Origin of the sequence: Streptomyces sp. NPDC007205 (assembly GCF_040634095.1) — a bacterium.
Lineage (GTDB): Bacteria > Actinomycetota > Actinomycetes > Streptomycetales > Streptomycetaceae > Streptomyces.
Window position 1 is genome coordinate 168,640 of record NZ_JBEYEW010000006.1, and the last position, 25,504, is coordinate 194,143.

General features: G+C 71.3%; 19 protein-coding genes. 8 read left to right on the plus strand and 11 right to left on the minus strand.

The window, feature by feature from the left end; translation table 11 throughout:
* Window positions 1-31 precede the first annotated feature (31 nt).
* A complete protein-coding gene (locus ABZ624_RS13375) occupies window positions 32-2,341 on the minus strand; it encodes a DUF3376 domain-containing protein (RefSeq protein ID WP_360086513.1) in 2,310 nt (769 codons plus the stop codon).
* A gap of 255 nt (window positions 2,342-2,596) precedes the next feature.
* On the opposite strand from ABZ624_RS13375, the gene ABZ624_RS13380 reads away from it, so the two are divergent.
* Window positions 2,597-4,447 (plus strand): glycoside hydrolase family 3 protein, encoded by a 1,851-nt coding sequence (locus tag ABZ624_RS13380; RefSeq protein ID WP_360086515.1) that lies wholly within the window; start codon window positions 2,597-2,599, stop codon window positions 4,445-4,447.
* Between the two features lie 111 nt (window positions 4,448-4,558).
* Window positions 4,559-5,167, plus strand: a complete 609-nt coding sequence (locus tag ABZ624_RS13385) for a hypothetical protein (protein WP_360086517.1) — start codon at window positions 4,559-4,561, stop codon at window positions 5,165-5,167.
* Between the two features lie 7 nt (window positions 5,168-5,174).
* On the opposite strand, the gene ABZ624_RS13390 is transcribed toward ABZ624_RS13385, so the two are convergent.
* The 4 genes from ABZ624_RS13390 to ABZ624_RS13405 form a co-directional block, all read right to left on the minus strand.
* Complete coding sequence (locus ABZ624_RS13390; RefSeq protein ID WP_360086520.1) at window positions 5,175-6,593, minus strand: aminopeptidase; 1,419 nt, start codon at window positions 6,591-6,593, stop codon at window positions 5,175-5,177.
* Window positions 6,594-6,720: 127 nt separating this feature from the next.
* Window positions 6,721-7,965 carry an MFS transporter gene (locus tag ABZ624_RS13395; protein WP_360086946.1) on the minus strand — a complete coding sequence of 415 codons (1,245 nt, stop codon included), beginning with the start codon at window positions 7,963-7,965 and terminating at the stop codon, window positions 6,721-6,723.
* A 71-nt stretch (window positions 7,966-8,036) separates the two neighbouring features.
* Complete coding sequence (locus ABZ624_RS13400) at window positions 8,037-8,837, minus strand: sugar phosphate isomerase/epimerase family protein (protein ID WP_360086523.1); 801 nt, start codon at window positions 8,835-8,837, stop codon at window positions 8,037-8,039.
* Window positions 8,838-8,854: 17 nt separating this feature from the next.
* On the minus strand, window positions 8,855-9,784 hold the full coding sequence (locus tag ABZ624_RS13405) for a helix-turn-helix domain-containing GNAT family N-acetyltransferase (RefSeq protein ID WP_360086526.1): 930 nt from the start codon (window positions 9,782-9,784) through the stop codon (window positions 8,855-8,857).
* 347 nt (window positions 9,785-10,131) lie between these two features.
* Here ABZ624_RS13405 and ABZ624_RS13410 point away from each other — a divergent pair, with 347 nt between their 5' ends.
* On the plus strand, window positions 10,132-10,461 hold the full coding sequence (locus ABZ624_RS13410; protein ID WP_360086529.1) for a hypothetical protein: 330 nt from the start codon (window positions 10,132-10,134) through the stop codon (window positions 10,459-10,461).
* A gap of 206 nt (window positions 10,462-10,667) precedes the next feature.
* Here ABZ624_RS13410 and ABZ624_RS13415 read toward each other — a convergent pair whose 3' ends face one another.
* The gene (locus tag ABZ624_RS13415) at window positions 10,668-11,726 is read right to left on the minus strand and encodes a LacI family DNA-binding transcriptional regulator (protein ID WP_360086532.1); all 1,059 of its coding nucleotides are present in this window, start codon (window positions 11,724-11,726) and stop codon (window positions 10,668-10,670) included.
* A gap of 233 nt (window positions 11,727-11,959) precedes the next feature.
* Here ABZ624_RS13415 and ABZ624_RS13420 point away from each other — a divergent pair, with 233 nt between their 5' ends.
* Genes ABZ624_RS13420 through ABZ624_RS13430 form a run of 3 tightly spaced genes read left to right on the plus strand, consistent with a single transcriptional unit; the run spans window position 11,960 to window position 15,098 of the window.
* The gene (locus tag ABZ624_RS13420) at window positions 11,960-13,111 is read left to right on the plus strand and encodes a Gfo/Idh/MocA family oxidoreductase (RefSeq protein WP_360086536.1); all 1,152 of its coding nucleotides are present in this window, start codon (window positions 11,960-11,962) and stop codon (window positions 13,109-13,111) included.
* Window positions 13,108-14,259, plus strand: a complete 1,152-nt coding sequence (locus ABZ624_RS13425; protein WP_360086539.1) for a dihydrodipicolinate synthase family protein — start codon at window positions 13,108-13,110, stop codon at window positions 14,257-14,259. The genes ABZ624_RS13420 and ABZ624_RS13425 overlap by 4 nt, the downstream gene beginning before the upstream one ends.
* Window positions 14,256-15,098 (plus strand): sugar phosphate isomerase/epimerase family protein, encoded by an 843-nt coding sequence (locus tag ABZ624_RS13430; protein ID WP_360086542.1) that lies wholly within the window; start codon window positions 14,256-14,258, stop codon window positions 15,096-15,098. The genes ABZ624_RS13425 and ABZ624_RS13430 overlap by 4 nt, the downstream gene beginning before the upstream one ends.
* Window positions 15,099-15,259: 161 nt before the next feature.
* On the opposite strand, the gene ABZ624_RS13435 is transcribed toward ABZ624_RS13430, so the two are convergent.
* Entirely contained in the window at window positions 15,260-16,162 is a 903-nt protein-coding gene (locus tag ABZ624_RS13435) for a ribokinase (RefSeq protein ID WP_360086949.1), read from the minus strand.
* Window positions 16,163-16,409: 247 nt separating this feature from the next.
* On the opposite strand from ABZ624_RS13435, the gene ABZ624_RS13440 reads away from it, so the two are divergent.
* Window positions 16,410-18,662, plus strand: a complete 2,253-nt coding sequence (locus tag ABZ624_RS13440; protein ID WP_360086545.1) for an ATP-dependent RecD-like DNA helicase — start codon at window positions 16,410-16,412, stop codon at window positions 18,660-18,662.
* A 235-nt stretch (window positions 18,663-18,897) separates the two neighbouring features.
* Window positions 18,898-20,187 carry a citrate synthase gene (locus ABZ624_RS13445; RefSeq protein ID WP_360086548.1) on the plus strand — a complete coding sequence of 430 codons (1,290 nt, stop codon included), beginning with the start codon at window positions 18,898-18,900 and terminating at the stop codon, window positions 20,185-20,187.
* 784 nt (window positions 20,188-20,971) lie between these two features.
* On the opposite strand, the gene ABZ624_RS13450 is transcribed toward ABZ624_RS13445, so the two are convergent.
* The 4 genes from ABZ624_RS13450 to ABZ624_RS13465 form a co-directional block, all read right to left on the minus strand.
* Complete coding sequence (locus tag ABZ624_RS13450; RefSeq protein WP_360086551.1) at window positions 20,972-23,224, minus strand: heavy metal translocating P-type ATPase; 2,253 nt, start codon at window positions 23,222-23,224, stop codon at window positions 20,972-20,974.
* An 82-nt stretch (window positions 23,225-23,306) separates the two neighbouring features.
* Window positions 23,307-23,546 carry a heavy-metal-associated domain-containing protein gene (locus ABZ624_RS13455; RefSeq protein WP_360086554.1) on the minus strand — a complete coding sequence of 80 codons (240 nt, stop codon included), beginning with the start codon at window positions 23,544-23,546 and terminating at the stop codon, window positions 23,307-23,309.
* Window positions 23,547-23,620: 74 nt separating this feature from the next.
* The gene (locus ABZ624_RS13460) at window positions 23,621-24,571 is read right to left on the minus strand and encodes a PrsW family intramembrane metalloprotease (protein ID WP_360086557.1); all 951 of its coding nucleotides are present in this window, start codon (window positions 24,569-24,571) and stop codon (window positions 23,621-23,623) included.
* Between the two features lie 151 nt (window positions 24,572-24,722).
* The gene (locus tag ABZ624_RS13465) at window positions 24,723-25,397 is read right to left on the minus strand and encodes a TetR family transcriptional regulator (RefSeq protein ID WP_360086560.1); all 675 of its coding nucleotides are present in this window, start codon (window positions 25,395-25,397) and stop codon (window positions 24,723-24,725) included.
* Window positions 25,398-25,504: the final 107 nt, after the last annotated feature.

Genomic DNA, 25,504 nt, shown 5'->3' on the forward strand with positions numbered 1-25,504 from the left:
GTAGCCGGGGCCCGGGGTGCGCGGGCCCGTCTCAGCGGTGGCGGCACCGCCTTCTCACGTGCCACAGGTATCCCCGGGCCAGCACCTTGCCTGGGAGCCGCCAGCGGCCCAGCGGGCGCAGCAGGTTACGCACCGTCCTGGCGGGCAGGCCGTGCACCAGGATCTCGTCGTCGGTCATGTTCACGAGCTCCCTCAGGCGAGCCCTCATGTACTCGACGGGATCACCCTTCCCGGGCGGGGTCTCCGCCCGCAGGATCGCCTCCTGGAGCCGTCGTTCGGTCTCACCGCCGTCCGGCTGCCCGCCCAGGAGGCCGAGCAGGTGATGCGCGGCGTCGAGGCGGCCCCAGGTGAAGTCGTAATGGCGCCATTTCCTGCTCATGAACGCGGCGAAGTGGTAGCAGCGCAGCCCGTACAGCTTCCTGCCGCCCAGGTCCGCCGACCAGTCCTCGTCGAACAGGGGACCCATGTCGTCCGGGCCGAGCCGCAGGAACCGGAACGCGGGGGAGAGTTTCTCCATGGCCCGCGCGGGAGGGGCGAAGGCCTGGGTGAGGACCTCCACCGCCAGCATGGCGGCCACCACGTCCTCCGGCCGCTCCCATCGCCCGTAACGGCCCTCGGCGTGCGCCGTCTCCAGGAAGCAGCCCGCGGCCTCCCGCACCAGCCTCCCGGTCTGTGCCGGGACCGAGAGATCCGTGTACACCTTGTCGAGCCGCTGCGCCTCCTCCCAGGGGCCCGGCGGGCACCCGTCCCATCGCGTCCTCTCGCGTACGGCCTCGTTGACGGCGATGACCTTCAGCAGGCTGTCGTTGACGAGGCGGATCGCGGCGGCGGCCCTGTCCTCCTTCGTCCGCTCCCCGGCCCCGCGTGCCGCGTCGAGCAGCCGATGGAGCTGGAACAGCAGGCCCTGCAGCAGGCGTTCCGCGGGGGTGAGGCCCCAGCGCCACTCGTGGAGGCCGGGCTCGGTGAGGCTCGTCGCGTCGGCGGGCGGCAGCCACAGCAGGTTCTCCGCGAGGATGTCGCGCAGGGTGCGCTCGTCGGGAACCTCGGCGGTTCTCAGTGACGTCACCCGCGCATTGGTGACGGCGAGCCGTTTCCGCACGGCCATGACCCGGCCCCTGCGGTACTCGGCGTACAGCGCCTGTGCCGCCTCCCGCATGCCGCGCTCCTCCTCATGGCCCCGGCCGGGGTCGAGAAGCCGCTCCAGCAGTTCGTCCTGGGATCTCGGGCCGCTGAGCTCCAGCCGGAGCCGCACGTCGTCGATCCCCGAACGGAAGTCGACCTCCTGGGGGTAGTTGAGCGCACTCCAGGCCGCCGTCACGATGCCGGTGTCGGGGCACCGCTGGTTCTTGACCGCCTCGTCGGCCAGTGCTCCGCCGGAGGGGACCACGAACATGAGGACACGCTCGGCCGGGCCGCCGCGACGTTCGGTGATCTCGTCGAGCACGGGGGTGAACGGCGCGTTGTCGAGGACACCACCGTCCATCACACAGCTCGCGGGGACGTCGAGCCGTTTGTCCGGGTGGACCCGGTAGTCGAGGAGGGGATGTTCGCTGACCGGCTGGAAGGCGACCGGATAGCCCGCCGTGGCGCGCGCCGCCCTGGCCAGGACCTCGACGTTGGTGTCGGCGAAGTCGTCGAAGGCGGACTTCACGACCTTCCACGCGGTCCCCTTCTCCGCATAGGCGAACGTCTCGCGCTCGCTGCGGAACCGGTACATGCGGCGGTGGTCGCGCACGCCGAAGGCATTGCCGGCACTGTCCTCGTAGGCGCGGTGACGGCCGTCCAGCGCGGTGGCGGTGACGAAGAGAGTGACGCGTTCCGAGAGCGTCTGCCGTCCCGGAAGCAGGCCGGCGAGGGCCTCCGTCACCTTCTTCTCGAACCAGCTTCCGTCGAGCAGGGTCTTCCTGGGCGCCCGGCGCCCGGTCCGGCACAGCTTGTCCAGCGAGGCGGCCTCGAGCCACAGGTCGCGGAGGTTCACGAGCCGGGATCCACGGGCGATGGCCGTGGCCAGCAGCAGACCGTTGAGGCCGCCCGCCGACGTGCCGGAGATGATGTCGACCTTCACCTCGGCCCCGGCGTTCCTCGCCACCTCCCGCCAGATCCGGAAGACCTCGCGTTCCTCCGGCGGGACACTGCTCGCGGGGTCCCGCCCGGACGCCCGCCGGAGCAGGTCCAGTTCATGGGTGACGCCGCCCATCCACACGGCGAGACTGACGCCGCCGTTCATCACGAGGGCGATGCGGTGTTCGGTGCTCGGCGGGCCGGCGGAGCCGCGCCGTATCACCAGGGCGTGAGCGCGGTGCAGCCGCTCGGAGATCGGCGTGCGCTTCCGGTCGTGCATGCGACCTCCTCCAGCGGGCCGGACGCCCGGACCGGGCCGAGCCTCGCTCGGTGCCATGACGGCCCCAGCCTCACCCTCCCCCCGGGCAGGTGCCACCGAGGCGGTCCGTCCGGGCTACGGCGCGCCCCCCTGCGCGTGCGCCGGTGACGGCCCCTTCTGCGGTTACTGTGCATTCCCTTGACGGAAAGAAACTTCCTGGATATTGGTGACTCCTCGGAAGTTTCCTTCAGCGGTTCTCCTCCGGAAGGAGCGCACGTGCCCGACACCAGCACGGGAAGCGACACCACGGGAAGCACGGGAAACACCGCACGGCCGTCCAGACGCGCCGTCCTCACCGCCACCGCGGGCCTCACCGCCGCGCTGACCGTACCGACGGCCGCCCGCGCCGCCGCACCCGGCGAGGACCGCCGGCTGCGCGCCCTGATCTCCCGGATGACCCTGGAGGAGAAGGTCGGCCAGCTCTTCGTGATGCGGGTCTACGGCCACTCCGCCACCGCCCCCGACCAGGCCGACATCGACGCCAACCTCAAGGAGATCGGCGTCCGCACGGCCGCCGAGCTGATCGCGAAGTACCGCGTCGGCGGGATCATCTACTTCACCTGGGCCCACAACACCCGTGACCCGCACCAGATCGCGGACCTCTCCGCCGGCATCCAGCAGGCCTGTCTGGACCAGCCGCGCGGCCTGCCGGTGCTCATCGCCACCGACCAGGAGCACGGCGCGGTCTGCCGGGTCGGCAAGCCCGCCACCCTCTTCCCCGGCGCGATGGCCATCGGGGCCGGCCGCTCCCGCTCCGACGCGCACACCCTCGGCAGGATCTCCGGCGCCGAGCTGCGCGCGATGGGCATCAACCAGGACTACTCCCCGGACGCCGACGTCAACGTCAACCCGCTCAACCCCATCATCGGCGTACGGTCGTTCGGCGCCGACCCGGACGCGGTTGCCGCGCTGGTGGCCGCCGAGGTGAGGGGCTATCAGGAGTCCCGGGTCGCGGCCACCGCCAAGCACTTCCCGGGCCACGGCGACACCGCCGTCGACAGCCACACCGGCTTCCCGGTCATCACCCACAGCCGGGACCTGTGGGAGAAGCTGGACGCCGTACCGTTCCGGAGCGCGATCGACGCCGGCATCGACTCCGTCATGACCGCGCACATCCAGTTCCCGGCCCTCGACGACTCCGGCGACCCGGCCACCCTGTCCCGCCCGATCCTCAGCGGCATCCTGCGCGGTGAACTCGGCTACGACGGGGTCGTGATCACCGACTCCCTCGGCATGGAGGGCGTCCGCACCAAGTACGGCGACGACCGGGTGCCGGTGCTCGCGCTGAAGGCCGGCGTCGACCAGTTGCTCAACCCGCCGTACCTCGACGTGGCCTGGAACGCCGTACTGAAGGCCGTCCACGACGGCGAGCTGACCGAGTCCCGCCTGGACGAATCGATCCTGCGCATCCTGCGCCTCAAGGCCCGGCTCGGCCTCCTCGACGACCCGTACCCCGACCGGACCCGCATCGAGCGCACGGTGGGCACCAAGGCGCACCTGGCCGCCGCCGACCGGATCGCCGAGCGCACCACCACCCTGCTGGTCAACGAGGACCGCACGCTCCCCTTCGCCCCCCGGACCGAGCCCCGCCTCCTCGTCGTCGGCGCGGACCCCGCCTCTCCCTCCGGCACCACCGGCCCGCCCACCGCCGTGCTGGCGGCCGCCCTCACCGAGCTGGGCTTCACCGCCACGGCCCTGTCCACCGGCACCTCGCCCTCCGCCGCGACCATCGCCCAGGCGGTCGCGGCCGCGCAGGACGCGGACGCGGTGATCGTGGCGACGTACAACGTGACGGCAGGCAGTGCCCAGCAGACGCTGGTGGACCACCTGCTGGCCACCGGCAGCCCCCTGGTGGCCCTCGCCGTCCGCAACCCCTACGACGTGGCCCAACTCCCCGCCGTGAAGGCCTGCCTGGCGTCCTACGGCTGGACGGACGTCGAGGTGCGCGCCGCCGCACGCGTGATCGCCGGACGCGTGGCGCCGCGCGGCAGGCTGCCGGTGCCGGTGCAACGGGCCGACGATCCCACGCAGGTGCTGTACCCGATCGGGCACGGGCTGACGTACTAGCCGTACGCCACACACCGGGCGCAATACACCCAATGGGCGGAAACCCGCCCGCATGGCTGGCGTGGCCACGCCGCCAGGGGCCACGCTGGACCGGGGTGTCAGGGGGGTGCCATGCCTGGGAAGGGTGCTTCAGGACTCGCGTGCCTGCTGCTGGCCGCCCTGCTGGCCGGCTGCCGGGGCCCGGCGGGCGCCCCCGTCGGCGACGCCCGCCCCACCCCCGCCGCGACCAGCGGCTACGGCGCCGAGTTCCTCGCGGTCGGCGAGTGCAGCTCCTTCGGCACGACCAGCTTCACCGAGGTGCCCTGCACCAGCGAGCGGGCGGCGGCGAGGGTCGTCGCCCGCTACGACGGCGCGGCGAGCGACGGCCCCTCGTGCCCGGCGACGACCGACTTCGTGCTGCACATCAGCGCCCAGGCCGCGCCCGGCGACGAGGACGGCGACGGCACCGTCCCCCAGGGCTACGCCTGCATGCGCGACCTGGAGCCCCCGCACCCCGGCGACCCCGGCGGCGGGGGCGGCCCGCGCACGATCCCCGGCGACTGCGTGTACACCTCCGGCGAGGGCCAGGTCCGCGAGACGCCCTGCGACGGCTCCGGCGGACACCGGCCCCAGTACCGGATCACCAGGGCGGCGCCGGACCGCGAGGACTGCCCGGCGTCGACGGCGTTGTACGTCCAGCTGGGCGGGACCAGGCCGGTGGGTTGCGCCAGACGGGTGTGACCGCCCCCTACGGCCTCAACATGGGCTCGCGCTCGGCATCCCGGCCGTCCAGCTCGGCGTCGAACTTCGCCAACGGCCTGGCCCGGGCCACGTCGGCGGAGGAGACCCCGGCCCACTGCAGGACGCGCTCCGTGGCCAGGGACTTCTGATCCGGGACCAGGCCCGCCACGTTCGCGCCGTGGTTCATGCCGGGCGCCGTGAAGACATACGAGTCGCGCGCACCCGAGCCGAGCCGGAACCGCTCCGCACCCCAGGGGTCGTTCTGGCCGTATACGAAGAGCGTGTGCGCGGCGTGGTGCCGGACCCATGTGTCCACGTCCCGCATCGCGTGCGGCTGGAAGCGCATCGGGATGGAGCGGGGCACGAGGTTGCGCGGCGGCTGGTAGCCGTAGCGGATCAACTTCCGCTCGATGTACGGGAAGTGGATGGTCGGCGCGCCGAGCTGGGTGCCCGCCTGGTAGTAGTACGGCGTGAACTGCGCGAGGCCCTGGTCGGTGTAGGCGGAGAAACCGGAGATGGTGTCGACCGAGTTCCAGATCTGCTCGTCGCCCGCCTTGGCCGCGTCCGCCGGGACGGTGTCGCAGTCCTTCAGCAGGCTGTACTGCCAGAAGCCCCACACATAGTCCAGGACGACCGCCTCGTACGCCTTGTCCAGCCCGCCGATGGTGTCGAAGGTGTAGCCCTTGTCGGCGGCGAACCGCGCGTACCGCTGCTCCAGCGGCTCACGGCGCACCAGCGCCTCCCGCTGGACGGCGTCCAGCCGGTCCCGGCACTCCTTGGTGCCGACGTGCGCGAAGAAGCGGTCGTAGGCGGAGTCCTCGTCGTTGACGACGTCGTCGGGGGCGACGTAGGCCACCACGCCGTCCATGTCACGCGGATAGAACCGCTCGTAGTACGTCGCCGTCATACCGCCCTTGGAGCCGCCGGTGGCGAGCCAGTTGCCGCCGTAGACCGGCTTCAGCGCCTCATAGACCCGGTGCTGGTCGCCGGCGGCCTGCCAGATGTCCAGCTTGGACCAGTCGGCGGGATCGGGGCGGGACGGAGTGAAGAAGCGGTACTCCAGGGAGACCTGGTTGCCGTCCACGATCTGGGTGGGCTCGCGGCGCGAGGGGGTCGTGGAGACGTTGTAGCCGCTGGTGTAGAAGACCGTCGGGCGGCTGGTGTCCTTGTGCAGCACGGTGATCCGCTGCTGGAAGGTGCCGCGGTCCGGATGCCGGTGGTCGATCGGCTGGGTGTAGTTCAGGACGAAGAACCGGTAGCCGGGGTACGGCTTCTCCTCGATCAGGCTCATGCCCGGTATGGACAGCAGCCGGTCCTTGATGTCGGTGGGCTCGGACCGTGCGGCGGTGGCCGCGCCGGCCGCTGTGCCGCTCAGCGTTCCTATGAACACCGTGAGCGCCAGCAGCCATCTGAGCACCTTGCGCATGCGCACTCTCCCCTGTGTGACTGTTGTGAGACACATGTGCGCCGGAAGCTATCGGAGCAACTGGCGTCACGCCAGGCGGAATTGCGCGAGGAACCGGGAGGGTGGGTGCCCCGGCGGCTGCCGGTGGTCAGTCAGCTGCTGTCAGCCCCCTCGGGGACGCCGACCGCTCCCGCAGCTCGGGTGTCGTCGCGGCGACCGCCGCCACCGCCAGCAGGCACAGCAGACCGCCCGAGATCAGCGAGGCCGCGCCCGAGGTCCAGCCCGCGACCAGGCCGCCGCGCACATCGCCGAGGCTGGGGCCCGCCTGGCCGACGATCTGCTCGGCCGCGGTGACCCGGCCGAGCAGCGCGTCCGGGGTGCGGGTCTGCACGATCGTGGACCGGGACACGACCGAGAGGCTGTCTCCGGCGCCCGCGAGGACGAGCAGGGCGAGGCCGGTCCACGGGTTTGTCGTCAGCCCGAAGAGGACCAGCGCGGCGCCCCAGCCGGCCGCCGCGCCCAGCATGACCGCGCCCGGCCGGCCGAGCCGGGTCACGGCCCCCGACAGCGCCGTCGCCGCGATGCCGCCCACCGCCAGAGCCGACAGGAACAGGCCGAGGGTACGCGGGTCGTTGCCGAACCGTTCGGCGTTGACCAGCGGGAACACGCTGACCGGGAAGGACAGCGCGGTCGCGGCGAGGTCGGTGATCAGCGCGCCGCGCACCACCCGGTGCCCGGCCAGGAACCGCAGCCCGTCCAGCACCCCGTGCACGCCCGCACGCGAGGGCTCGCCCTGCGGCGGGAGCGCGGGCAGCCCGAAAGCGCCGTAGAAGGCGAGGCCGACGCTGAGGGCGTCCAGCAGATAGCAGGTGCCGAGACCCAGCCGGCCCAGCAGCACACCGGCCAGTGCCGGGCCGAGGAGCATCATCGACTGGCCGGCGATCTGGTGGAGGGCCAGACCTGCGGCCACCTGGTCCTTGGGCAGCAGCCGCGGCACGAAGACCCCGGCCGCCGGGGCACCCAGTGCGCCGAACGCCGACCGCGCGGCGACCAGCGCGAGGACGGCCACCACCGGGACATGCCCGGTGAAACCCTGCAGGGCCAGCAGCAGGGAACAGGCCACCTGGCCCACGGTCGCCGTCAGAAAGACCCGCCGCCGGTCCGCCCGGTCCACCCAGGCCCCCGCGAACAGCCCGAGCCCCACCAGCGGCAGCGCCTGCGCGAGCTCGACCGCGCCGGTCCAGGCGGTGCTGTGGGTCACGTCCCACACCTGGTACATGACCGTCACCACGGTCATGAACCCGCCCAGCGTGGACAGGGTCCGCCCGATCAGCAACCGCCGGAAGACGGGCGAGGTGCGCAGCGGCCGTACGTCGATGAGCGCGCCCTGAATCACCGCTGGAGGCTAACGGGGCACCCACACCCCGGCCACCGAATTACCAGCAGCCCGAGCTCGTAGCCGGACTACGCCGCCTCGTCCAGCAAGCGCAGCAAGTGCTCCCGACCCGCCCCCAACAAGCCCGCAAGCGGCGCAGCCGACTCGTACCACCGCTTCTCGTACTCCCAGCACAACCATCCGTCCCAGCCGTGCCGCAAGAGCACATCCACGCACTCGGTGAGCGGCAGCACCCCCGAGCCCAGCGGCAGCGGCACCGTGTCGTCGGCCGACGCGATGTCCTTGACCTGCACATACCCCAGGTGCGGAGCGAGCGCCGCGTATGTGTCGGAGGGCTGTTCGCCGCCCAGCCAGGTATGCATCACGTCCCACAGCGCGCCGACCTGCCGGTGTCCGACCGGTCCGAGGACCCGGATCGCGGCGGCGCCGGTGCGGTGCGAGTCGTGCGTCTCCAGCAGGATCCGGACCCCGAGCGCGGCGGCGTCCTCGGCCGCGGTGCCCAGCCGCCGGGCGGCGAGCGCGTCGGACTCCTCAGCGGGACGCTCGGGGTCGGCGCCGGGGAAGACCCGGACGAAGGGCGCGCCCAGGTCGTGGGCGAGGTGGAGGAGGTCCCGGATCTCCGCCAGTACGGGTGCGTCCGCACCGGGCGCGGCGACGCGCGCGTATCCGGCGAGGCCCAGCACCTCGACCCCGGCCGCCTTGAACAGGGCGGCCGTCTCGGCGCGTTCGGCGGGGGAGAGACCGGGATGCACCGGCTCCTCCGGGTGGGCGCGCAGTTCGACGCCGTGGTAGCCGTGCGCGGTCGCGAGCGCGAGGACCTCCGGGACGGGCAGGCCGGGGACACCGAGAGTGGAGAACGCCAGCTTCATGGGGCGGACCTTACTCGTCACGAGCCCGGTCCGCGCAGATCCAGTCGCCAGTCCTGGCCGATCAGGTCCTTGCCGAAGGAGCGGTGGGGTTTCTCGGTGGTGAGGGTGAAGCCGTGTCGCTGGTAGATGCGGCGGGCGCCGTGCAGCACGTCGTTGGTCCACAGCACCAGGTCGCGGTAGCCGGCCCCGCGCGCGAAGTCGATCACGGCCCGCACCAGCCGGTCCCCGATGCCGCGCCCGCGCGCCCCGGGCTCGACGAGCAGCAGCCGCAGCCGCGCGGTACCGGGCGCGTCGTCCCGTACGCACATCACACAGCCCACCGGCCGCCCGCCCTCCTCGGCGATCCACACCCGCTCCAGATGCGGGTCGTGATCCTCGGCGAAGTCGGCGACGATCCGGGCGACCAGCCCTTCGTAGCCGGCGTTCCAGCCGAACTCGGCCGCGTACAGCGCGGCGTTGCGCTGCACGATCCAGCCGAGGTCCCCCGGGAGCGGCTCACGCAGCTCCACCTCGCCGGACCGGGCGCGCCCCTCGCCGAGGAGGTCCCGGATGGTCCGCATGGCCTCCGCGAGCCGCGGCCGGTCGGCCGGGGCCACGGTGGCGAGCATGGCCCCGACCGTCTCCCGGGCCCGCTCGTCCAGCAGCCCGGCGGCCTCCCGCCCCCGCGCGGTGAGCCGCACCCGCCGCCGGCGCGGATCGCTCTCGGAGGGCCCGCGCTCGATCAGCCCGGCCTCCTCGAACCTGTTCAGGATCCGGCTCAGATACCCGGCGTCCAGGCCGAGCAGAGTGCGCAGGTCGGCCGCGTCCAGGTACGGGACCTGGGCGAGTTCGTACAGCACCCGGGATTCGGTGAGGGTGTACGGGGCGTAGAGATGGCGGCCGTGGTCGAGGGCGCCGATGACGCCCGTGTAGAAGCGGTTGAAGGCGCGGACGTCCTGGACGGTCATGATGCCCCCGGATGCTTGACTCCGTCAGAGATGCCGTCCCTCCGAGCGTAGGCCCCCGGCCCGCCCGCGTCCACGGCTGTGGAAACGGCTTGTCGGCACGGGAAGTTGAGCCTTCCTGCTGCTCTTTTCCCGCGCCGCCGCTTCTTTTGACTTCGTCGCATTCTCGTCGTAGTTTAAGAACAAACGTCACATTTATCCGTTTCGCACCGGAAGTGACGGTCCGCCGCCCGGGAGCGCATCGTGAGCGGCGAGACGACGCACGGAGCTATGCACAGGTTCCGCAGCGCAGACTGACGGCTCGTCACGGCCGCCGGAAATCAATCACACCCTCTTGAGAGGGGCTCATCATGCGCGCGCACACCACTCGCATCAAGAGAGTGGCCGTCGCGGTCTGCTCGGCACCGCTCCTGGCCATCGCCGCCGGAGCCGGAGCCGCCACCGCGGCCACCACCGCTGCCGCCCCCGTCCATGTCGCAGCCTCCGACCACGGTGGTGGTGGGGGCGGCGACCACGGCGGTGGGGGCGGCGACCACGGTGGTGGTGGGGGCGGCGACCACGGTGGCAACCGGGGCGGAGACGACCACGGCGGCAACCGGGGCGGAGACGACCATGGCGACAACGGAGGAGGGCACGACCACGGTGGCTGGGGCTGGGGCGATGACGACGACGAGTACTGAGTCGACAGTCGCGCTCGCCGCCCTCTGACAGCGACCGCGGGCCCGGGTGCCCCCGACCATGGGGCGCCCGGATCCATGTCAGGACATCTGCGGTGCCCGGCGGGCCCACGACACCGGGCAGCGCTGGTACCGGGACCGCCGCAGGGGCGAGGCCCCGCTGCCGCTGCTGGGCCGGTCACTTCCCGGCCGGCGGTGAACGGGACGTCTTACGGCACGTCAGAGCGGGGCACCCCGGAGGACCCCCGCACCATCAACTCCCCCTGGACGGCCGCGACACCCCCGGGCGGCGGCTCCTCCCGCCCCATGGCGATACGCCCGGCCCGCGCCCCCGCCTCGGCGAGAGGCAACCGCACCGTCGTCAGCGAAGGCACCGCGTCGATGCTGAACGGCAGGTCGTCGAACCCGGCCACCGACACGTCCTCCGGGATCCGCAGCCCCGACTCCCGCAACGCCGCACACGCCCCCAGCGCGACGGAGTCGTTCGCGGCCACGACCGCCGTCAGCGACGGATCCCGGCGCAACAGCTCCATCGTGGCCTCGTAACCGGACTGGCGGTCGTAGCGCCCGTGCACCGTCCGGCGCGGGTCCTCCTCGATGCCCGCCGCGGCCAGCGCCGCCCGGTGGCCCTCCAGGCGGTGCCGGGTGGTCGTACGCTCCTCGGGGCCCGCGATGTAGCCGAGGCGGCGGTGGCCGAGGCCGAGGAGGTGCTCGGTGAGCCGGCGGGCACCGCCCCGGTTGTCGAAGGTGAGCGCGACGGCGCCGGTGTCGGGCGCCGGCGGCCGCCCGCACAGCACCACCCGGGTCCCGGCCTCCGTGAGCTTGCGCAGCTTCGCCGCGACCGCCGCCGCGTGCGGCGCGTCCTCCACGGCCCCGCCGGTCAGCACCACGGCCGCCGCCCGCTGCCGCTGCAGCAGGGTCAGGTACGTCAGCTCCCGCTCGGGCGAGCCGCCGGTGTTGCAGACCACCGCGAGCCGTTCCCCGCCCGCCCGGCCGCCCCCGACGCCCCCGATCTCGGCCTGGATCGCGCTCGCCATGATGCCGAAGAACGGGTCGGCGATGTCGTTGACGAGAATGCCGACCAGATCGGAGGTGGCGGCGGCGAGGGAGCTCGCCGGGCCGTTGAGGACGTAGTCCAGCTCGTCCACCGCCCGCAGTACCCGTTCGCGCGTGGAGGCGGCCACCGGGTAGTTGCCGTTCAGCACGCGCGACACCGTCGCTGGGGAGACCTGGGCGCGGGCCGCCACATCCGCCAGGGTCACCGTCATGTCGTCGTCCTCCGGTCGCGCAGTGTGTCGTACGCCCTCGTAGACAGCCAGGTCCTGCTCCTGGTTCCGAGCGGACTTCCAGCAGACCTTAAAGCCGAGGACCGTTTTTGTTCGCCCCCTCGAACAACTCGAAGGGGACACGGCCTTGTACAGACACGGCCCAGAGGCTAGCTTCTCACCATGTAGAAAGCGCTTGCTGCATGGTGTGTCGATGCTGTGCGAAGGGAAGAGACGTGACACGCAAGACGGTGCGTATCGCCATGAACGGCGTGACCGGGCGCATGGGCCACCGCCAGCACCTCGTCCGGTCGGTCCTCGCCCTGCGTGATCAGGGCGGCCTCCATCTCGGCGACGGCACCGTGCTGTGGCCGGAGCCGGTCCTGCTCGGCCGCCGCGAGCACGCCCTGCGGGAGATCGCCGACCGGCACGGCCTGGAGCACGTGTCCACCGACGTGGACGCCGTCCTCTCGGACCCGGCCGTCGACATCTACTTCGACTCCCAGGTCACCTCCGCCCGCGAGGAGTCGATCAAGAAGGCGATCGCCGCGGGCAAGCACATCTACACCGAGAAGCCGACGGCGACGGGACTGGCGGGCGCCCTCGAACTCGCCCGCCTCGCCCACGGGAAGGGCATCAGGCACGGTGTCGTCCAGGACAAGATCTTCCTGCCGGGCCTGCTGAAGCTGAAGCGGCTGATCGACGGCGGCTTCTTCGGCCGGATCCTCTCCGTCCGCGGCGAGTTCGGCTACTGGGTGTTCGAGGGCGACTGGCAGCCCGCCCAGCGCCCCTCCTGGAACTACCGCGCCGAGGACGGCGGTGGCATCGTTGTCGACATGTTCCCGCACTGGGAATACGTCCTGCACGAGCTGTTCGGCCGGGTGACCGCCGTCCAGGCCCTGGCCACCACCCACATCCCGAAGCGCTGGGACGAGGACGGCAAGCCGTACGACGCGACGGCGGACGACGCGGCCTACGGCATATTCGAGCTGGAGGACGGCGTCATCGCCCAGATCAACTCCTCCTGGGCCGTGCGGGTCGACCGCGACGAACTGGTCGAGTTCCAGGTCGACGGCACCGAGGGCTCCGCGGTGGCGGGCCTGCGCACGTGCCGTGTCCAGCACCGCTCGGCGACCCCCAAGCCGGTCTGGAACCCGGACGTCCCCGCCACGGACGTCTTCCGTGACCAGTGGCAGGAGGTGCCGGACAACGGGGACTTCGACAACGGCTTCAAGGCCCAGTGGGAGCTGTTCCTCAAGCACGTCTACGCCGACGCCCCGTACCACTGGGACCTGCTGGCCGGCGCCCGCGGCGTGCAACTCGCCGAACTGGGCCTGAAGTCCTCGGCGGAGGGCCGCCGCATCGACGTACCGGAGATCGGACTGTGACGATCCAACTCCCCGGCTTCCAAGGGGGTCTTCGCGCCTACGAGCCCCGCACCGAACCCCTGACGGTGACACCGGGCACCCCCTTCACCTCCCGTACGGTGTTCTCGGCGGCCCACGTCGTGGCCGACCCGTACGCGGACACGACCCCCGACTCGCCGGCAGCCGTCGACTGGGACGCCACCCTCGCCTTCCGCCGCCACCTGTGGTCCCACGGACTCGGCGTCGCCGAGGCGATGGACACCGCCCAGCGCGGCATGGGCCTGGACTGGGCGGGCGCGGCCGAGCTGATCCGCCGGTCGGCGGCGGAGGCGAGGTCGGCCGGCGGCCGGATCGCCTGCGGAGCCGGCACCGACCAGCTCACGAGCGGTTCGCCGGCGGAGATCCGCGCGGCCTACGAGGAGCAGCTGTCCGTGGTGGAGGAGTCCGGCGCCCAGGCGATCCTGATGGCGTCACGGGCGCTCGCATCGGCGGCGAAAGGCCCCGAGGACTACCAGGAGATCTACGGCCATCTGCTCCGCCAGGCGGCCGGGCCGGTGATCCTGCACTGGCTGGGCCCGATGTTCGACCCGGCGCTGGAGGGCTACTGGGGCTCGTCCGACCTCGACGCGGCGACGGACACCTTCCTGGAGGTCATCGCCGCCCACCCCGACAAGGTCGACGGCATCAAGGTGTCCCTGCTGGACGCGCGGCGCGAGATCGACCTGCGCCGCCGCCTCCCGCAGGGCGTGCGCTGCTACACCGGCGACGACTTCGACTACCCCGAGCTGATCGCGGGCGACGACAAGGGCTTCAGCCACGCCCTGCTCGGCATCTTCGACCCGCTGGGCCCGCTGGCCGCGCAGGCGGTACGGGTCCTGGACACGGGCGACACGGCCGGCTTCCGGAACATGATGGACCCCACGGTGGAGCTGTCCCGCCACCTCTTCCAGCCGCCCACCCGCTTCTACAAGGCGGGTGTCGTCTTCCTGGCCTGGCTCGCGGGCCACCAGTCGCACTTCACCATGGTCGGCGGCCTCCAGTCGGCCCGCTCCCTCCCGCACTTCGTCCGGGCCTACGAACTCGCCGACGGACTGGGCCTGTTCCCGGACCCGGAACTCGCCGAGGAACGGATGAAGAACCTGCTGTCGCTGTACGGGGTGAACCAGTGAGCAACCCGGATCTGAGCCGCTTCTCCCTCAACCAGATGACGGTGAGGCAGCTGTCGATGCCCGAACTGGCCGACGCCTGCGTGGATTTCGGCATTCCGGGTGTGGGCCTGTGGCGCGAGCCGGTCCAGGCATATGGCGTGGAGGAGACGGCCAAGCTGGTCCGCGGGGCGGGCCTGACGGTGACGACACTGTGCCGGGGCGGCTTCCTCACGGCGATCGACCCGCACGAGCGTGCCCGGGCCCTGGCCGACAACCGCCGGGCGATCGAGGAAGCGGCCACGCTCGGCACCGACACACTGGTCCTGGTCTCGGGCGGCCTCCCGGCCGGCTCGAAGGACCTGCACGGCGCCCGGGAGCGGATCGCGGACGCGCTGGGCGAGCTGGGCCCGCACGCCGAATCCCACGGCGTACGCCTCGCCATCGAGGCGCTGCACCCCATGTACGCCTCCGACCGTTGCGTGGTCTCCACGCTGGCCCAGGCACTGGACCTCGCCGAGCGCTTCCCCGCGCACCAGGTGGGCGTCACCGTGGACACGTACCACATCTGGTGGGACGACCAGGCGCCCGCGCAGATCGCCCGCGCGGGCGCGACCGGCCGTATCCACAGCTTCCAGCTCGCGGACTGGGCGACTCCGTTGCCGGAGGGCGTATTGACCGGCCGTGCCCAGATCGGCGACGGCGTGATCGACATGCGGGAGTGGCGGGGTCACGTGGAGGCGGCCGGCTACACCGGCCCGATCGAGGTCGAGCTCTTCAACGACGGACTATGGGCCAGGGACGGCCGGGAGGTGCTGGCGGAGACGGCGGCGCGGTTCGTGGAGCAGGTGATCCGCCGGTAGTCCATCACCGTTGTGCTGCCCTTGCCGGTGACCTGCCGCGTCACGGTGCGGGTGGCCTTGTCGGCTGTGTTGGCCGCTGCCTCGGACGCCGCCGATCCGCCCCCGTGCCCCAACTGGGCCGGCGCCCCGGCGCGGCCGGCGGTTGAGGATCCCCGCCTTCTTCACAGGGCGCCGACCTCCTCCGCCGTGGGATACGACTCCTGCGCGCCCCGCTTCGTCACGGCCGCCGCGCCGACCCGCGCCGCATAGGCCGCCGCCTCGGCGAGAGGGAATCCCGACCCCAGCCTCCAGGCCAGCGCGGCCGTGAACGCGTCCCCGGCACCCGTGGTGTCCACAGCGTCCACCTTCACCGACTCGACCCGCGTCACCCCGGAGTCGTCGCACACCAGCGCCCCCCGCGCGCCCAGCGTCACCACCACCGAGCGCGGGCCCTTGGCCAGCAGCAGCCGCGCCCAGTGCGCCGGATCCTCGCTCACACAGGCCTCGCCGAGGACCACCCGCGCCTCGTGCTCGTTGACGATCAGTGGATCGCAGGCCGCGAGCACCTCCGTGGGCAGGGGCCGGGGCGGGGACGGGTTCAGTACGAAACGGCTGTCCGGGGACAGGTGCCGTACGACCTCCACGACCGTCTCCAGCGGAATCTCCAGCTGCGCCGACACCACCCGCGAGGCCAGGAACAGGCTCACCGCCGCCCGGACGTCCGCCGGGGCGAGCCGGGCGTTGGCACCCGGCGACACCACGATGCTGTTGTCCCCGGAAGGGTCCACGGTGATCAGCGCCACGCCGGTCGGCGCCCCGCCCACCAGCACACCGACCGTGTCGACGCCGGCCGCGCGCAGGGAGTCCAGGAGCAGCCGGCCGTGGCCGTCGTCACCGACCCGGGCCAGCAGGGCCGTACCGGCGCCGAGCCGGGCCGCGGCAACCGCCTGGTTGGCGCCCTTGCCGCCCGGGTGCACGGCCAGGTCGCCGCCGAGCACCGTCTCTCCGGCGGCCGGCCGCCGCTCGACGTCGATCACCAGGTCGGCGTTGGCCGAACCCACCACCAGCAGGTCGTAGCCGTACATCTCGTGACTCCCCATGACTCCCCCAGACTTCCTGGACAGCTGACCGGATGACCGGATCGGACCGGATGACGGAGGTGCCAATCGGCAGATCTGGACCACCTCCGGGGCCCATCCCAGCCTCCCACCCCGGGGTTTGCTCCCGCCGGACGGCTCGAATCTGCCGATCGTTCGCTTGCGGCCTCGGCCTTCAGGCCGCTCCTCATGTGGTCCAGGAGCCCTTGTCAGACGCCGCCGGTACTGTCGGATCATGGCTCAACAGGCGGAGACCCAGACCGGCGAGCGGCGGCTTGCCGTTGTCGACGGCGTGCTGGAGAGGATCACGTACGCCAATGAGGAGAACGGCTACACGGTCGCCCGGGTCGACACCGGAAGAGGCGCCGGCGATCTCCTCACGGTCGTCGGCGCGCTGCTCGGTGCCCAGGTCGGGGAGTCCCTGCGGATGGAGGGCCGCTGGGGGTCGCATCCGCAGTACGGCAAGCAGTTCCATGTCGAGAACTACACGACCGTCCTGCCCGCCACCGTCCAGGGCATCCGGCGCTATCTGGGCTCCGGGCTGGTCAAGGGGATCGGGCCGGTCTTCGCCGACCGGATCACGCAGCACTTCGGGCTGGACACGCTGCGGATCATCGAGGAGGAGCCCAAGCGGCTGATCGAGGTGCCCGGCCTCGGGCCCAAGCGGACCAAGAAGATCGCCGACGCCTGGGAGGAGCAGAAGGCGATCAAGGAGGTCATGCTCTTCCTCCAGACCGTCGAGGTGTCCACGTCCATCGCCGTGCGGATCTACAAGAAGTACGGCGACGCGTCGATCCAAGTCGTGAGGGAACAGCCGTACCGCCTGGCCGCCGACGTCTGGGGCATCGGCTTCCTGACCGCCGACAAGATCGCCCAGTCCGTCGGCATCCCGCACGACAGCCCGGAGCGGGTGAAAGCCGGGCTGCAGTACGCCCTGTCCCAGTCCGCCGACCAGGGGCACTGCTTCCTTCCCGAGGAGCGGCTGATCTCGGATGCGGTGAAGCTGCTCGCCGTCGACACCGGGCTTGTCATCGAGTGCCTCGCCGAGCTGGCCGAACCCCCGGAGGACGGCGGCGATCCCGGTGTCGTACGGGAGAAGGTGCCCGGACCGGACGGTGCCGCCGACGAGCCCGTCACCGCCGTCTACCTCGTCCCTTTCCACCGCGCCGAGCTGTCCCTCTCCGCCCAGCTGCTGCGCCTGCTGCGCACCGGCCAGGACCGGATGCCCGCCTTCCGGGAGGTGGACTGGGAGAAGGCCCTCGGCTGGCTGAAGGGCCGTACCGGCACGGATCTCGCCCCCGAGCAGGAAGCCGCCGTCAAGCTCGCGCTCAGCGAGAAGGTCGCCGTGCTCACCGGCGGGCCGGGCTGCGGCAAGTCCTTCACCGTCCGCTCGATCGTGGAGCTGGCCCGGGCCAAGCGGGCCAAGGTGCTGCTGGCCGCCCCGACCGGGCGTGCCGCCAAGCGGCTGGCCGAGCTGACCGGAGCCGAGGCCTCCACCGTGCACCGGCTGCTGGAGCTGAAACCGGGAGGGGATGCGGCGTACGACCGGGACCGGCCGCTCGACGCCGACCTCGTCGTCGTGGACGAGGCCTCCATGCTGGACCTCCTTCTCGCCAACAAGCTGGTCAAGGCCGTGCCGCCGGGTGCTCATCTGCTCTTCGTCGGGGATGTGGACCAGCTGCCCAGCGTCGGCGCCGGTGAAGTCCTCAGAGACCTCCTTGCCGACGGCAGCCCCGTCCCCGCCGTTCGGCTCACCCGGGTCTTCCGGCAGGCCCAGCAGTCCGGTGTCGTCACCAACGCGCACCGGATCAACGCCGGGCAGCATCCGCTCACCGACGGGATGAAGGACTTCTTCCTCTTCGTCGAGGACGACACCGAGGAGGCTGGGCGGCTCACCGTCGACGTGGCCGCGCGGCGGATTCCGGCCAGGTTCGGGCTGGACCCGCGCCGTGATGTGCAGGTGCTCGCGCCGATGCACCGGGGGCCGGCCGGGGCCGGTGTGCTCAACGGGCTGCTGCAGCAGGCCATCACGCCCGGGCGGCCCGATGTGCCGGAGAAGCGGTTCGGGGGCCGGGTGTTCCGCGTCGGCGACAAGGTGACCCAGATTCGCAACAATTACGAGAAAGGGAAGAACGGTGTCTTCAACGGCACCGTCGGCGTCGTCACCTCGCTCGACCCGGTCGACCAGCGCCTGACGGTGCTGACGGACGAGGACGAGGAGGTTCCGTATGAATTCGACGAACTGGACGAACTGGCACATGCGTACGCGGTGACCATCCACCGTTCGCAGGGGAGTGAATATCCCGCTGTGGTGATTCCCGTCACGACCGGAGCATGGATGATGCTGCAGCGGAATCTGCTCTACACGGCGGTCACCCGGGCCAAGCGGCTGGCCGTCCTCGTCGGCTCGCGCAAGGCGATCGGACAGGCGGTGCGCACGGTGTCGGCCGGACGGCGCTGCACGGCCCTGGACTTCAGGCTGGTGTAACCGGCCGTACGGACGGCGGACGGCATCACAAAAAATGATCGATCAAATGAGTCGTGAAGGTCACAGAGCACTTCCAGATGCCGTTCGGAGGGGGCAGGATGAGCAGGTTGGCGGCACTGAGTGCCGCCGATAGGCCCAATGGTCGACCCCGAGTGCACTCTCCTGAGCCAAATGGGGGATGGTAGAGACAGTCAGGGCACCTCGAAGATGAGGCACTACGTCGGTGAGGGAAGACGTGAGCGACAACTCTGTAGTACTGCGGTACGGCGACGGCGAGTACACCTACCCGGTGGTCGACAGCACCGTCGGCGACAAGGGCTTCGACATCGGGAAGCTCCGCGCCCAGACCGGTCTGGTGACTCTGGACAGCGGTTACGGCAACACGGCCGCCTATAAATCCGCGGTCACCTACCTCGACGGCGAGGCGGGCATCCTCCGCTACCGCGGCTACCCCATCGAGCAGCTGGCCGAGCGCTCCACCTTCCTCGAGGTGGCGTACCTGCTGATCAACGGCGAGCTGCCCACCGTCGACGAGCTGACGACGTTCAAGAACGACATCACGCGGCACACCCTGCTGCACGAGGACGTCAAGAACTTCTACAAGGGCTTCCCGCGCGACGCCCACCCGATGGCCATGCTGTCCTCGGTCGTCTCGGCGCTGTCCACCTTCTACCAGGACAGCCACAACCCGTTCGACGAGAAGCAGCGCGACCTCTCCACGATCCGGCTGCTCGCGAAGCTGCCGACGATCGCGGCGTACGCGTACAAGAAGTCGATCGGTCACCCGTTCGTCTACCCGCGCAACGACCTCGGCTACGTCGAGAACTTCCTGCGCATGACCTTCTCCGTCCCGGCGCAGGAGTTCGAGCTGGACCCGGTCGTCGTCTCGGCGCTGGACAAGCTGCTGATCCTGCACGCCGACCACGAGCAGAACTGTTCCACGTCGACGGTCCGCCTGGTCGGTTCCTCGCAGGCCAACATGTTCGCGTCGATCTCGGCCGGCATCAGCGCACTGTGGGGCCCGCTGCACGGCGGTGCCAACCAGTCCGTGCTGGAGATGCTGGAGGGCATCCGCGACTCCGGGTCCGACGTCGACACCTTCATCCGCAAGGTGAAGAACAAGGAGGACGGCGTCCGCCTGATGGGCTTCGGCCACCGGGTCTACAAGAACTTCGACCCGCGCGCCAAGATCATCAAGGCCGCCGCGCACGACGTGCTCTCCGCGCTGGGCAAGGAGGACGAGCTCCTCGACATCGCCCTGAAGCTGGAGGAGCACGCGCTGTCCGACGACTACTTCGTCGAGCGCAAGCTGTACCCGAACGTCGACTTCTACACCGGTCTGATCTACCGGGCCATGGGCTTCCCGACCGAGATGTTCACGGTCCTGTTCGCCCTCGGCCGCCTGCCGGGCTGGATCGCCCAGTGGACCGAGATGATCAAGGAGCCGGGTTCGCGCATCGGCCGCCCGCGCCAGATCTACACGGGCGTGGAGCTGCGCGACTTCGTACCGGTCGAGGAACGCTGACACCTGCCGGTGAGGGGCGCCATTTCGCTGGTGCCCCTTGTGGGCAGCTTGCCGTCGGCTCGGGGGTGCCGGCTGGTTTCCCGGGTGTCGCCGACGGCTGCGGGTGCGGCCCGGAGCCCGGGTGTCCCCCGGTCGGCACGGCCCCGGGCGTGGTCGAGCGTGACTTCGTACCGGTCGAGGAGCGCTGACACCTGCCGGTGAGGGGCGCCGTGTCCCGGCGCCCCGTTGCTGGAGTTGTTCGACGCACAAGCGGAAGGCGCCCTGGCGCCGGTCCCCCCACGGGCCGACGACCAGGGCGCCTTCCCATGTCCCGGTGCGGATTCCCCCCACGGGATCCGGCCGGGCGCTCGGAGAGGACAGCGCCTGAATCGCTGTCTGTGAGCAGAACGAGCAAAACTCGTCCTGCCCCAGTGATGCGGTGCGATCTGCCGGGACAACGCACGCGGGGAGGGCCGCTCAAAGCTTCCCGGTGTGCGTGCCCCGGCAACGCATCTCTGAGGAAGTCCCCCAAGACATCCTCAGATGCCGGCTGACGCCCCCCAAGACGCCGAACCGACATCGCCAACTTAGACCTTCGAACCCCTTCGATGGTTACGTTCGCATCACTGTGATCTGCGTCTCTTGCATATGTCCCTTAGGTACGCAAGAGCCCCGATACGGCGATCGAGGCTCAAGCGTAAGGATGATGCGCGAGCCTTGTGAAGAGCTTATGTGAGGCTCGCGCCGGACTCTAGAGGGTCTCTTACTTCGGCTATGGGCGAACCGCCGGTAACCCCGCGGTACTTCAGTGGAACCGGCGCAGTCGCAGACTGTTGGTCACCACGAAGACCGAGGAGAAGGCCATCGCCGCACCGGCGATCATCGGATTGAGCAGCCCGGCGGCAGCCAGCGGCAGCGCGGCCACGTTGTAGCCGAAGGCCCACACCAGGTTTCCCTTGATGGTGGCCAGCGTCCGCCGGGACAGCCGGATGGCGTCGGCGGCCACCCGCAGGTCCCCGCGCACCAGCGTCAGATCGCCGGCCTCGATCGCCGCGTCCGTGCCCGTACCCATGGCCAGTCCCAGGTCGGCGGTGGCGAGCGCGGCCGCGTCGTTGACGCCGTCGCCGACCATCGCCACGGTCCGCCCCTCGCGCTGCAGCCGCCGTACGACGTCCACCTTGTCCTCGGGCAGCACCTCGGCGAACACGTCCTCGGAGCCGATGCCGACGGTGCGCGCGACCGCCTCGGCGACCGTACGGTTGTCCCCGGTGAGCAGCACCGGCCGCAGACCCAGCGCGCGCAGCTGCCGTACCGCCTCGGCGCTGGTCTCCTTGACCGCGTCCGCGACGGCGAGCACCCCGCGGGCCCGTCCGTCCCAGCCGGCCACGACGGCCGTAAGGCCCTCCTGCTCGGCCTCGTGTGCCGCGCGGGCCAGCTCCTCGGGCAGCTCGTCGTACAGGCGCCCCACGGCCACCTGACGGCCGTCCACGCGCCCGCGTACGCCCCGCCCCGGGACGTTCTCGAAGTGCTCGACCTCGGGGAGTCGCCCGGCCCGCTCCTCGGCGCCCGCGGCGATCGCGCGGGCGACGGGGTGCTCGGAGGCGTGTTCGAGGGCGCCCGCGAGCCGCAGCAGTTCCTTCTCGCCCTCGCCGTCCGCGACGTACACCGCCTGCAGGGTCATCCGGCCGGTGGTGACGGTGCCGGTCTTGTCGAGGACGACCGTGTCGACGCGGCGCGTGGACTCCAGGACCTCGGGGCCCTTGATGAGGATGCCGAGCTGGGCGCCGCGGCCGGTGCCGACCATCAGCGCGGTCGGCGTGGCGAGGCCCAGCGCGCAGGGGCAGGCGATGATCAGGACGGCGACGGCTGCGGTGAACGCGGCGACCGTGTCACCGGTGACGCCCAGCCAGACGCCGAAGGTGGCGAGCGCGACGAGGATGACCACGGGCACGAAGACGGCGGAGATCCGGTCGGCGAGCCGCTGCACCTCGGCCTTGCCGTTCTGTGCGTCCTCGACCAGCTTCGCCATTCGCGCGAGCTGGGTGTCGGCGCCGACCCGGGTGGCCTCGACGACCAGCCGGCCGCCCGCGTTGACCGTGGCGCCGGTGACCCGGTCGCCGGGTGCCACGTCCACCGGCACCGACTCGCCGGTCAGCATGGACGCGTCGACGGCGGAGAGGCCCTCGACCACCGTGCCGTCGGTGGCGATCTTCTCGCCGGGCCGTACGACGAACCGGTCGCCGACGGCCAGGGACGACACCGGGACGCGCACCTCGCGGCCGTCCCGCAGTACCGCCACGTCCTTGGCGCCCAGCTCCATCAGCGCCTTCAGGGCCGCCCCGGCGCGCCGCTTGGAGCGGGTCTCCAGATAGCGGCCGAGCAGGATCAGCGCGACGACTCCGGCGGCGACCTCCAGGTAGATGGTGGAGGTCCCGTCCATCCGCGAGACGGTGAAGCGGAACTCGTCGTGCATGCCGGGCAGGCCCGCGTCGCCGAAGAACAGCGCCCACAGCGACCAGCCGAACGCGGCCAGCGTGCCGACCGAGACCAGGGTGTCCATGGTGGCGGCGCCGTGCCGGGCGTTGGTCCAGGCGGCCCGGTGGAAGGGCGCGCCGCCCCAGACGACGGCGGGTGCGGCGAGGGTCAGGGAGAGCCACTGCCAGTTCTCGAACTGCAGCGCCGGGATCATCGCGAGCAGGACCACGGGCGCGGCGAGCAGCGCGGAGACGAGCAGGCGGTGGCGCAGGGCGCCGAGTTCGCGGTCCTGCCCGGGGGTTTCCGGTGCCGCCTCGGGTTCGGGCTCGGGCGGCGCGGGCTCCTCGGCGGTGTAGCCCGTCTTCTCCACGGTGGCGATCAGGTCGGCCACCTGGACACCCTCGCCGAAGGCGATCTTCGCCTTCTCGGTGGCGAAGTTGACGGTGGCGCTGACGCCCTCCATCCGGTTGAGCTTCCTCTCCACCCGGGCGGCACAGGAGGCGCAGGTCATCCCGCCGATGAGCAGCTCGACCTCGGCGGCCGTACCCGTGGTTATGGCTGTCTCTGCGGTGGTGCTGGTCATGTCCGGACTCCAGACATCGGACCGGGCCGTACGGATCCAGTATCAGCTGGTCGGCGCGGCCCGGTCGGGGAAGGGGCGGTGTTCAGGCCTTGCCTGCCAGCTCGAAGCCGGCCTCGTCCACGGCGGCGCGTACGGCCTCGTCGTCCAGCGGGGCGTCGGAGACGACGGTCACCTCGCCGGTCGATGCGACGGCCTTCACCGAGCTGACGCCGGGGATCTGGGAGATCTCACCGGAGACGGAGCCCTCGCAGTGGCCGCAGCTCATGCCGGTCACCTTGTAGACGGCGGTGACGGAGCCCGGGGTGTCGGTGTGGGCGGTCATGTCGTTACTCCTCGTCGAGGCGTGTGGGGCCGGTGGGGTCCAGGGGGGAGCCCCACGCTTTCCACACTATACCCCTAGGGGGTATTTCTCCAAGGTGTGTCCCGGCGAACCAGTGAGCGCGCCCACCCGACGCCCGCCAGGGCCACCAGGGCCAGTCCGCCGACCGAGAACAGCGTGAAGAGGTGCCCTTGCTCGGGGCTCGGCCGGACGAGGTACCCCTGGGTGAACAGCCGTCCCTGTATGCCGGTGCCCGTCAGCCGGGCGACCATCCAGATCGCGATGCCCTGCGTGGAGTCCCACAGCGCGTGCAGCAGGGAGACGCCCAGGCCGGTGCCGACCATCGGCGCGGCGAACCGGAAGTGTCCGTTCAGGCGGCGCCGGGACAGCAGCACGCCCCCGGCGATCGCGGTCCACAGGCCGTGCCCGAAGGGGGCGAGCACCCCGCGCAGGAACTCCGTCTCCAGCAGTGCGCGCAGCTCGATGCCTTCGGCGGAGACGGCCGCGGTGAAGGCGTACCCGACGCTCTCCAGGGCCGCGAAGCCGAAGCCGACGGCCGCGCCGAGCACGAGCCCCGCCCGCAGTCCGCGGATGCCCGGCTGCCGGCGCAGCACGAACACCAGCGCCGCGACCTTGGCTCCCTCCTCGATCGGACCGGCCCCGGCGAACATCCCGAGGGAGGGGCGCAGCAGATACGACCCCGTCAGCGATGCTCCGAGCGCGCCGAGGGCCCCGCCGGCCAGGAAACAGCCGAGGATCGCGCTGACGCCCAGGTCACGGCCGTGCCGCTCGTATGCCCACAGCACGAAGGCGACCGGTACGAGAAAACCGCCGAGCAGGATCAGCGTCGGCAACAGCGTGCCGTTCCGCGTCTCGTACGTGACCCACGCGGTCAGCGCCCACAGGGCGAACCCGCCGCCGAGACAGCGCCGCCACAGGCCGGCGGGAATGCGCGGGTACGGCGGTGGCGGTTGCTGCGGGCCAGGTATGCGGGCCTTGGGTGTGCCGGGAGGCGGGGAGTGGCTCACGGGGGTCCCCTCGGGCAGCGGCTGGGCGATTTATCCGCACTCTAGGCAGATGTGCCGAGGGTTGCAGTCCGGGTGATTCCCGGGATCACCCCTCCGGGAGGGCACTCGGATCGCCCCTACGGCATCGCGTCCGGCTGCATCGCATCCGGCGTCATGTGCGGCCCGGCCGGTCGCCCACCAGCGGTTCCAGATAGCGGATCAGGACATCCTTGATCTCCTGCACATAGGCCGCCCGCTCGGCGCCCCCATGGGCGAGGACCAGCTCCAGACCGGCCTTGTAGACACCGAGGCAGACATGCGCCGTGCGGGTGACGTCGGCCGGGGCGGCGCCGGGCATGAGCGAGGCGAGCAGGCCCTCGATCCGGCCGAGCACGGTCGCGTGCAACTGGTCGTGCTGCTCGGCCATCCGGCCCGGGATGTCGGGGCCGTGCATCAGCGCGAAGAAGACCGGGTGCTCGGTGTTGAAGGTCATGAACCGGTCGATGGCGGACCCGATGGCCTGCTCCAGCGGGGTGGCCGGGTCGACGGGGCCCAGCGCCTCGCCGTAGGCCGCCCGCATCTCGTGCACGAGCCGGTCGCCCAGCTCGATCGCGATCGCCTCCTTGTTCGGGAAGAACTGGTAGAGCGTGCCCGGCGAGACGCCGGCCTCACGGGCGATGGCGTTGGTGCTGGCGGCGGTGTAGCCGGTGGTGCAGAAGACCCGGGCGGCAGCTTCGAGCAGCTGGGCGATACGGCGCTCCCCGCGGGCCTGCCGGCGGCGGGGCTGCTCCTTCTCCTGCGGCTGCCCTGTCTGCTGCGGTTGCTCCTTCTCCGAGGTGTCGGACACGCGTTATCCCCAGCTCTCCCAAGGTCATTGACAAACGCGAGCGGTCGCTCGCATTCTTGAGGAACGCGAGCGATGTCTCGTGTTTGCCAGTTTATGGCAACGACTCC

Coding starts and splice junctions, on each gene's coding strand:
- ABZ624_RS13385 (WP_360086517.1), top strand. CDS start 4,559: ATGCCTGGGAAGGGTGCTTCAGGACTCGCGTGCCTGCTGCTGGCCGCC.
- ABZ624_RS13435 (WP_360086949.1), bottom strand. CDS start 16,162: ATGTACGGCTACGACCTGCTGGTGGTGGGTTCGGCCAACGCCGACCTG.
- ABZ624_RS13455 (WP_360086554.1), bottom strand. CDS start 23,546: ATGACCGCCCACACCGACACCCCGGGCTCCGTCACCGCCGTCTACAAG.
- ABZ624_RS13405 (WP_360086526.1), bottom strand. CDS start 9,784: ATGACCGTCCAGGACGTCCGCGCCTTCAACCGCTTCTACACGGGCGTC.
- ABZ624_RS13410 (WP_360086529.1), top strand. CDS start 10,132: ATGCGCGCGCACACCACTCGCATCAAGAGAGTGGCCGTCGCGGTCTGC.
- ABZ624_RS13390 (WP_360086520.1), bottom strand. CDS start 6,593: ATGCGCAAGGTGCTCAGATGGCTGCTGGCGCTCACGGTGTTCATAGGA.
- ABZ624_RS13400 (WP_360086523.1), bottom strand. CDS start 8,837: ATGAAGCTGGCGTTCTCCACTCTCGGTGTCCCCGGCCTGCCCGTCCCG.
- ABZ624_RS13415 (WP_360086532.1), bottom strand. CDS start 11,726: ATGACGGTGACCCTGGCGGATGTGGCGGCCCGCGCCCAGGTCTCCCCA.
- ABZ624_RS13440 (WP_360086545.1), top strand. CDS start 16,410: ATGGCTCAACAGGCGGAGACCCAGACCGGCGAGCGGCGGCTTGCCGTT.
- ABZ624_RS13375 (WP_360086513.1), bottom strand. CDS start 2,341: ATGCACGACCGGAAGCGCACGCCGATCTCCGAGCGGCTGCACCGCGCT.
- ABZ624_RS13450 (WP_360086551.1), bottom strand. CDS start 23,224: ATGACCAGCACCACCGCAGAGACAGCCATAACCACGGGTACGGCCGCC.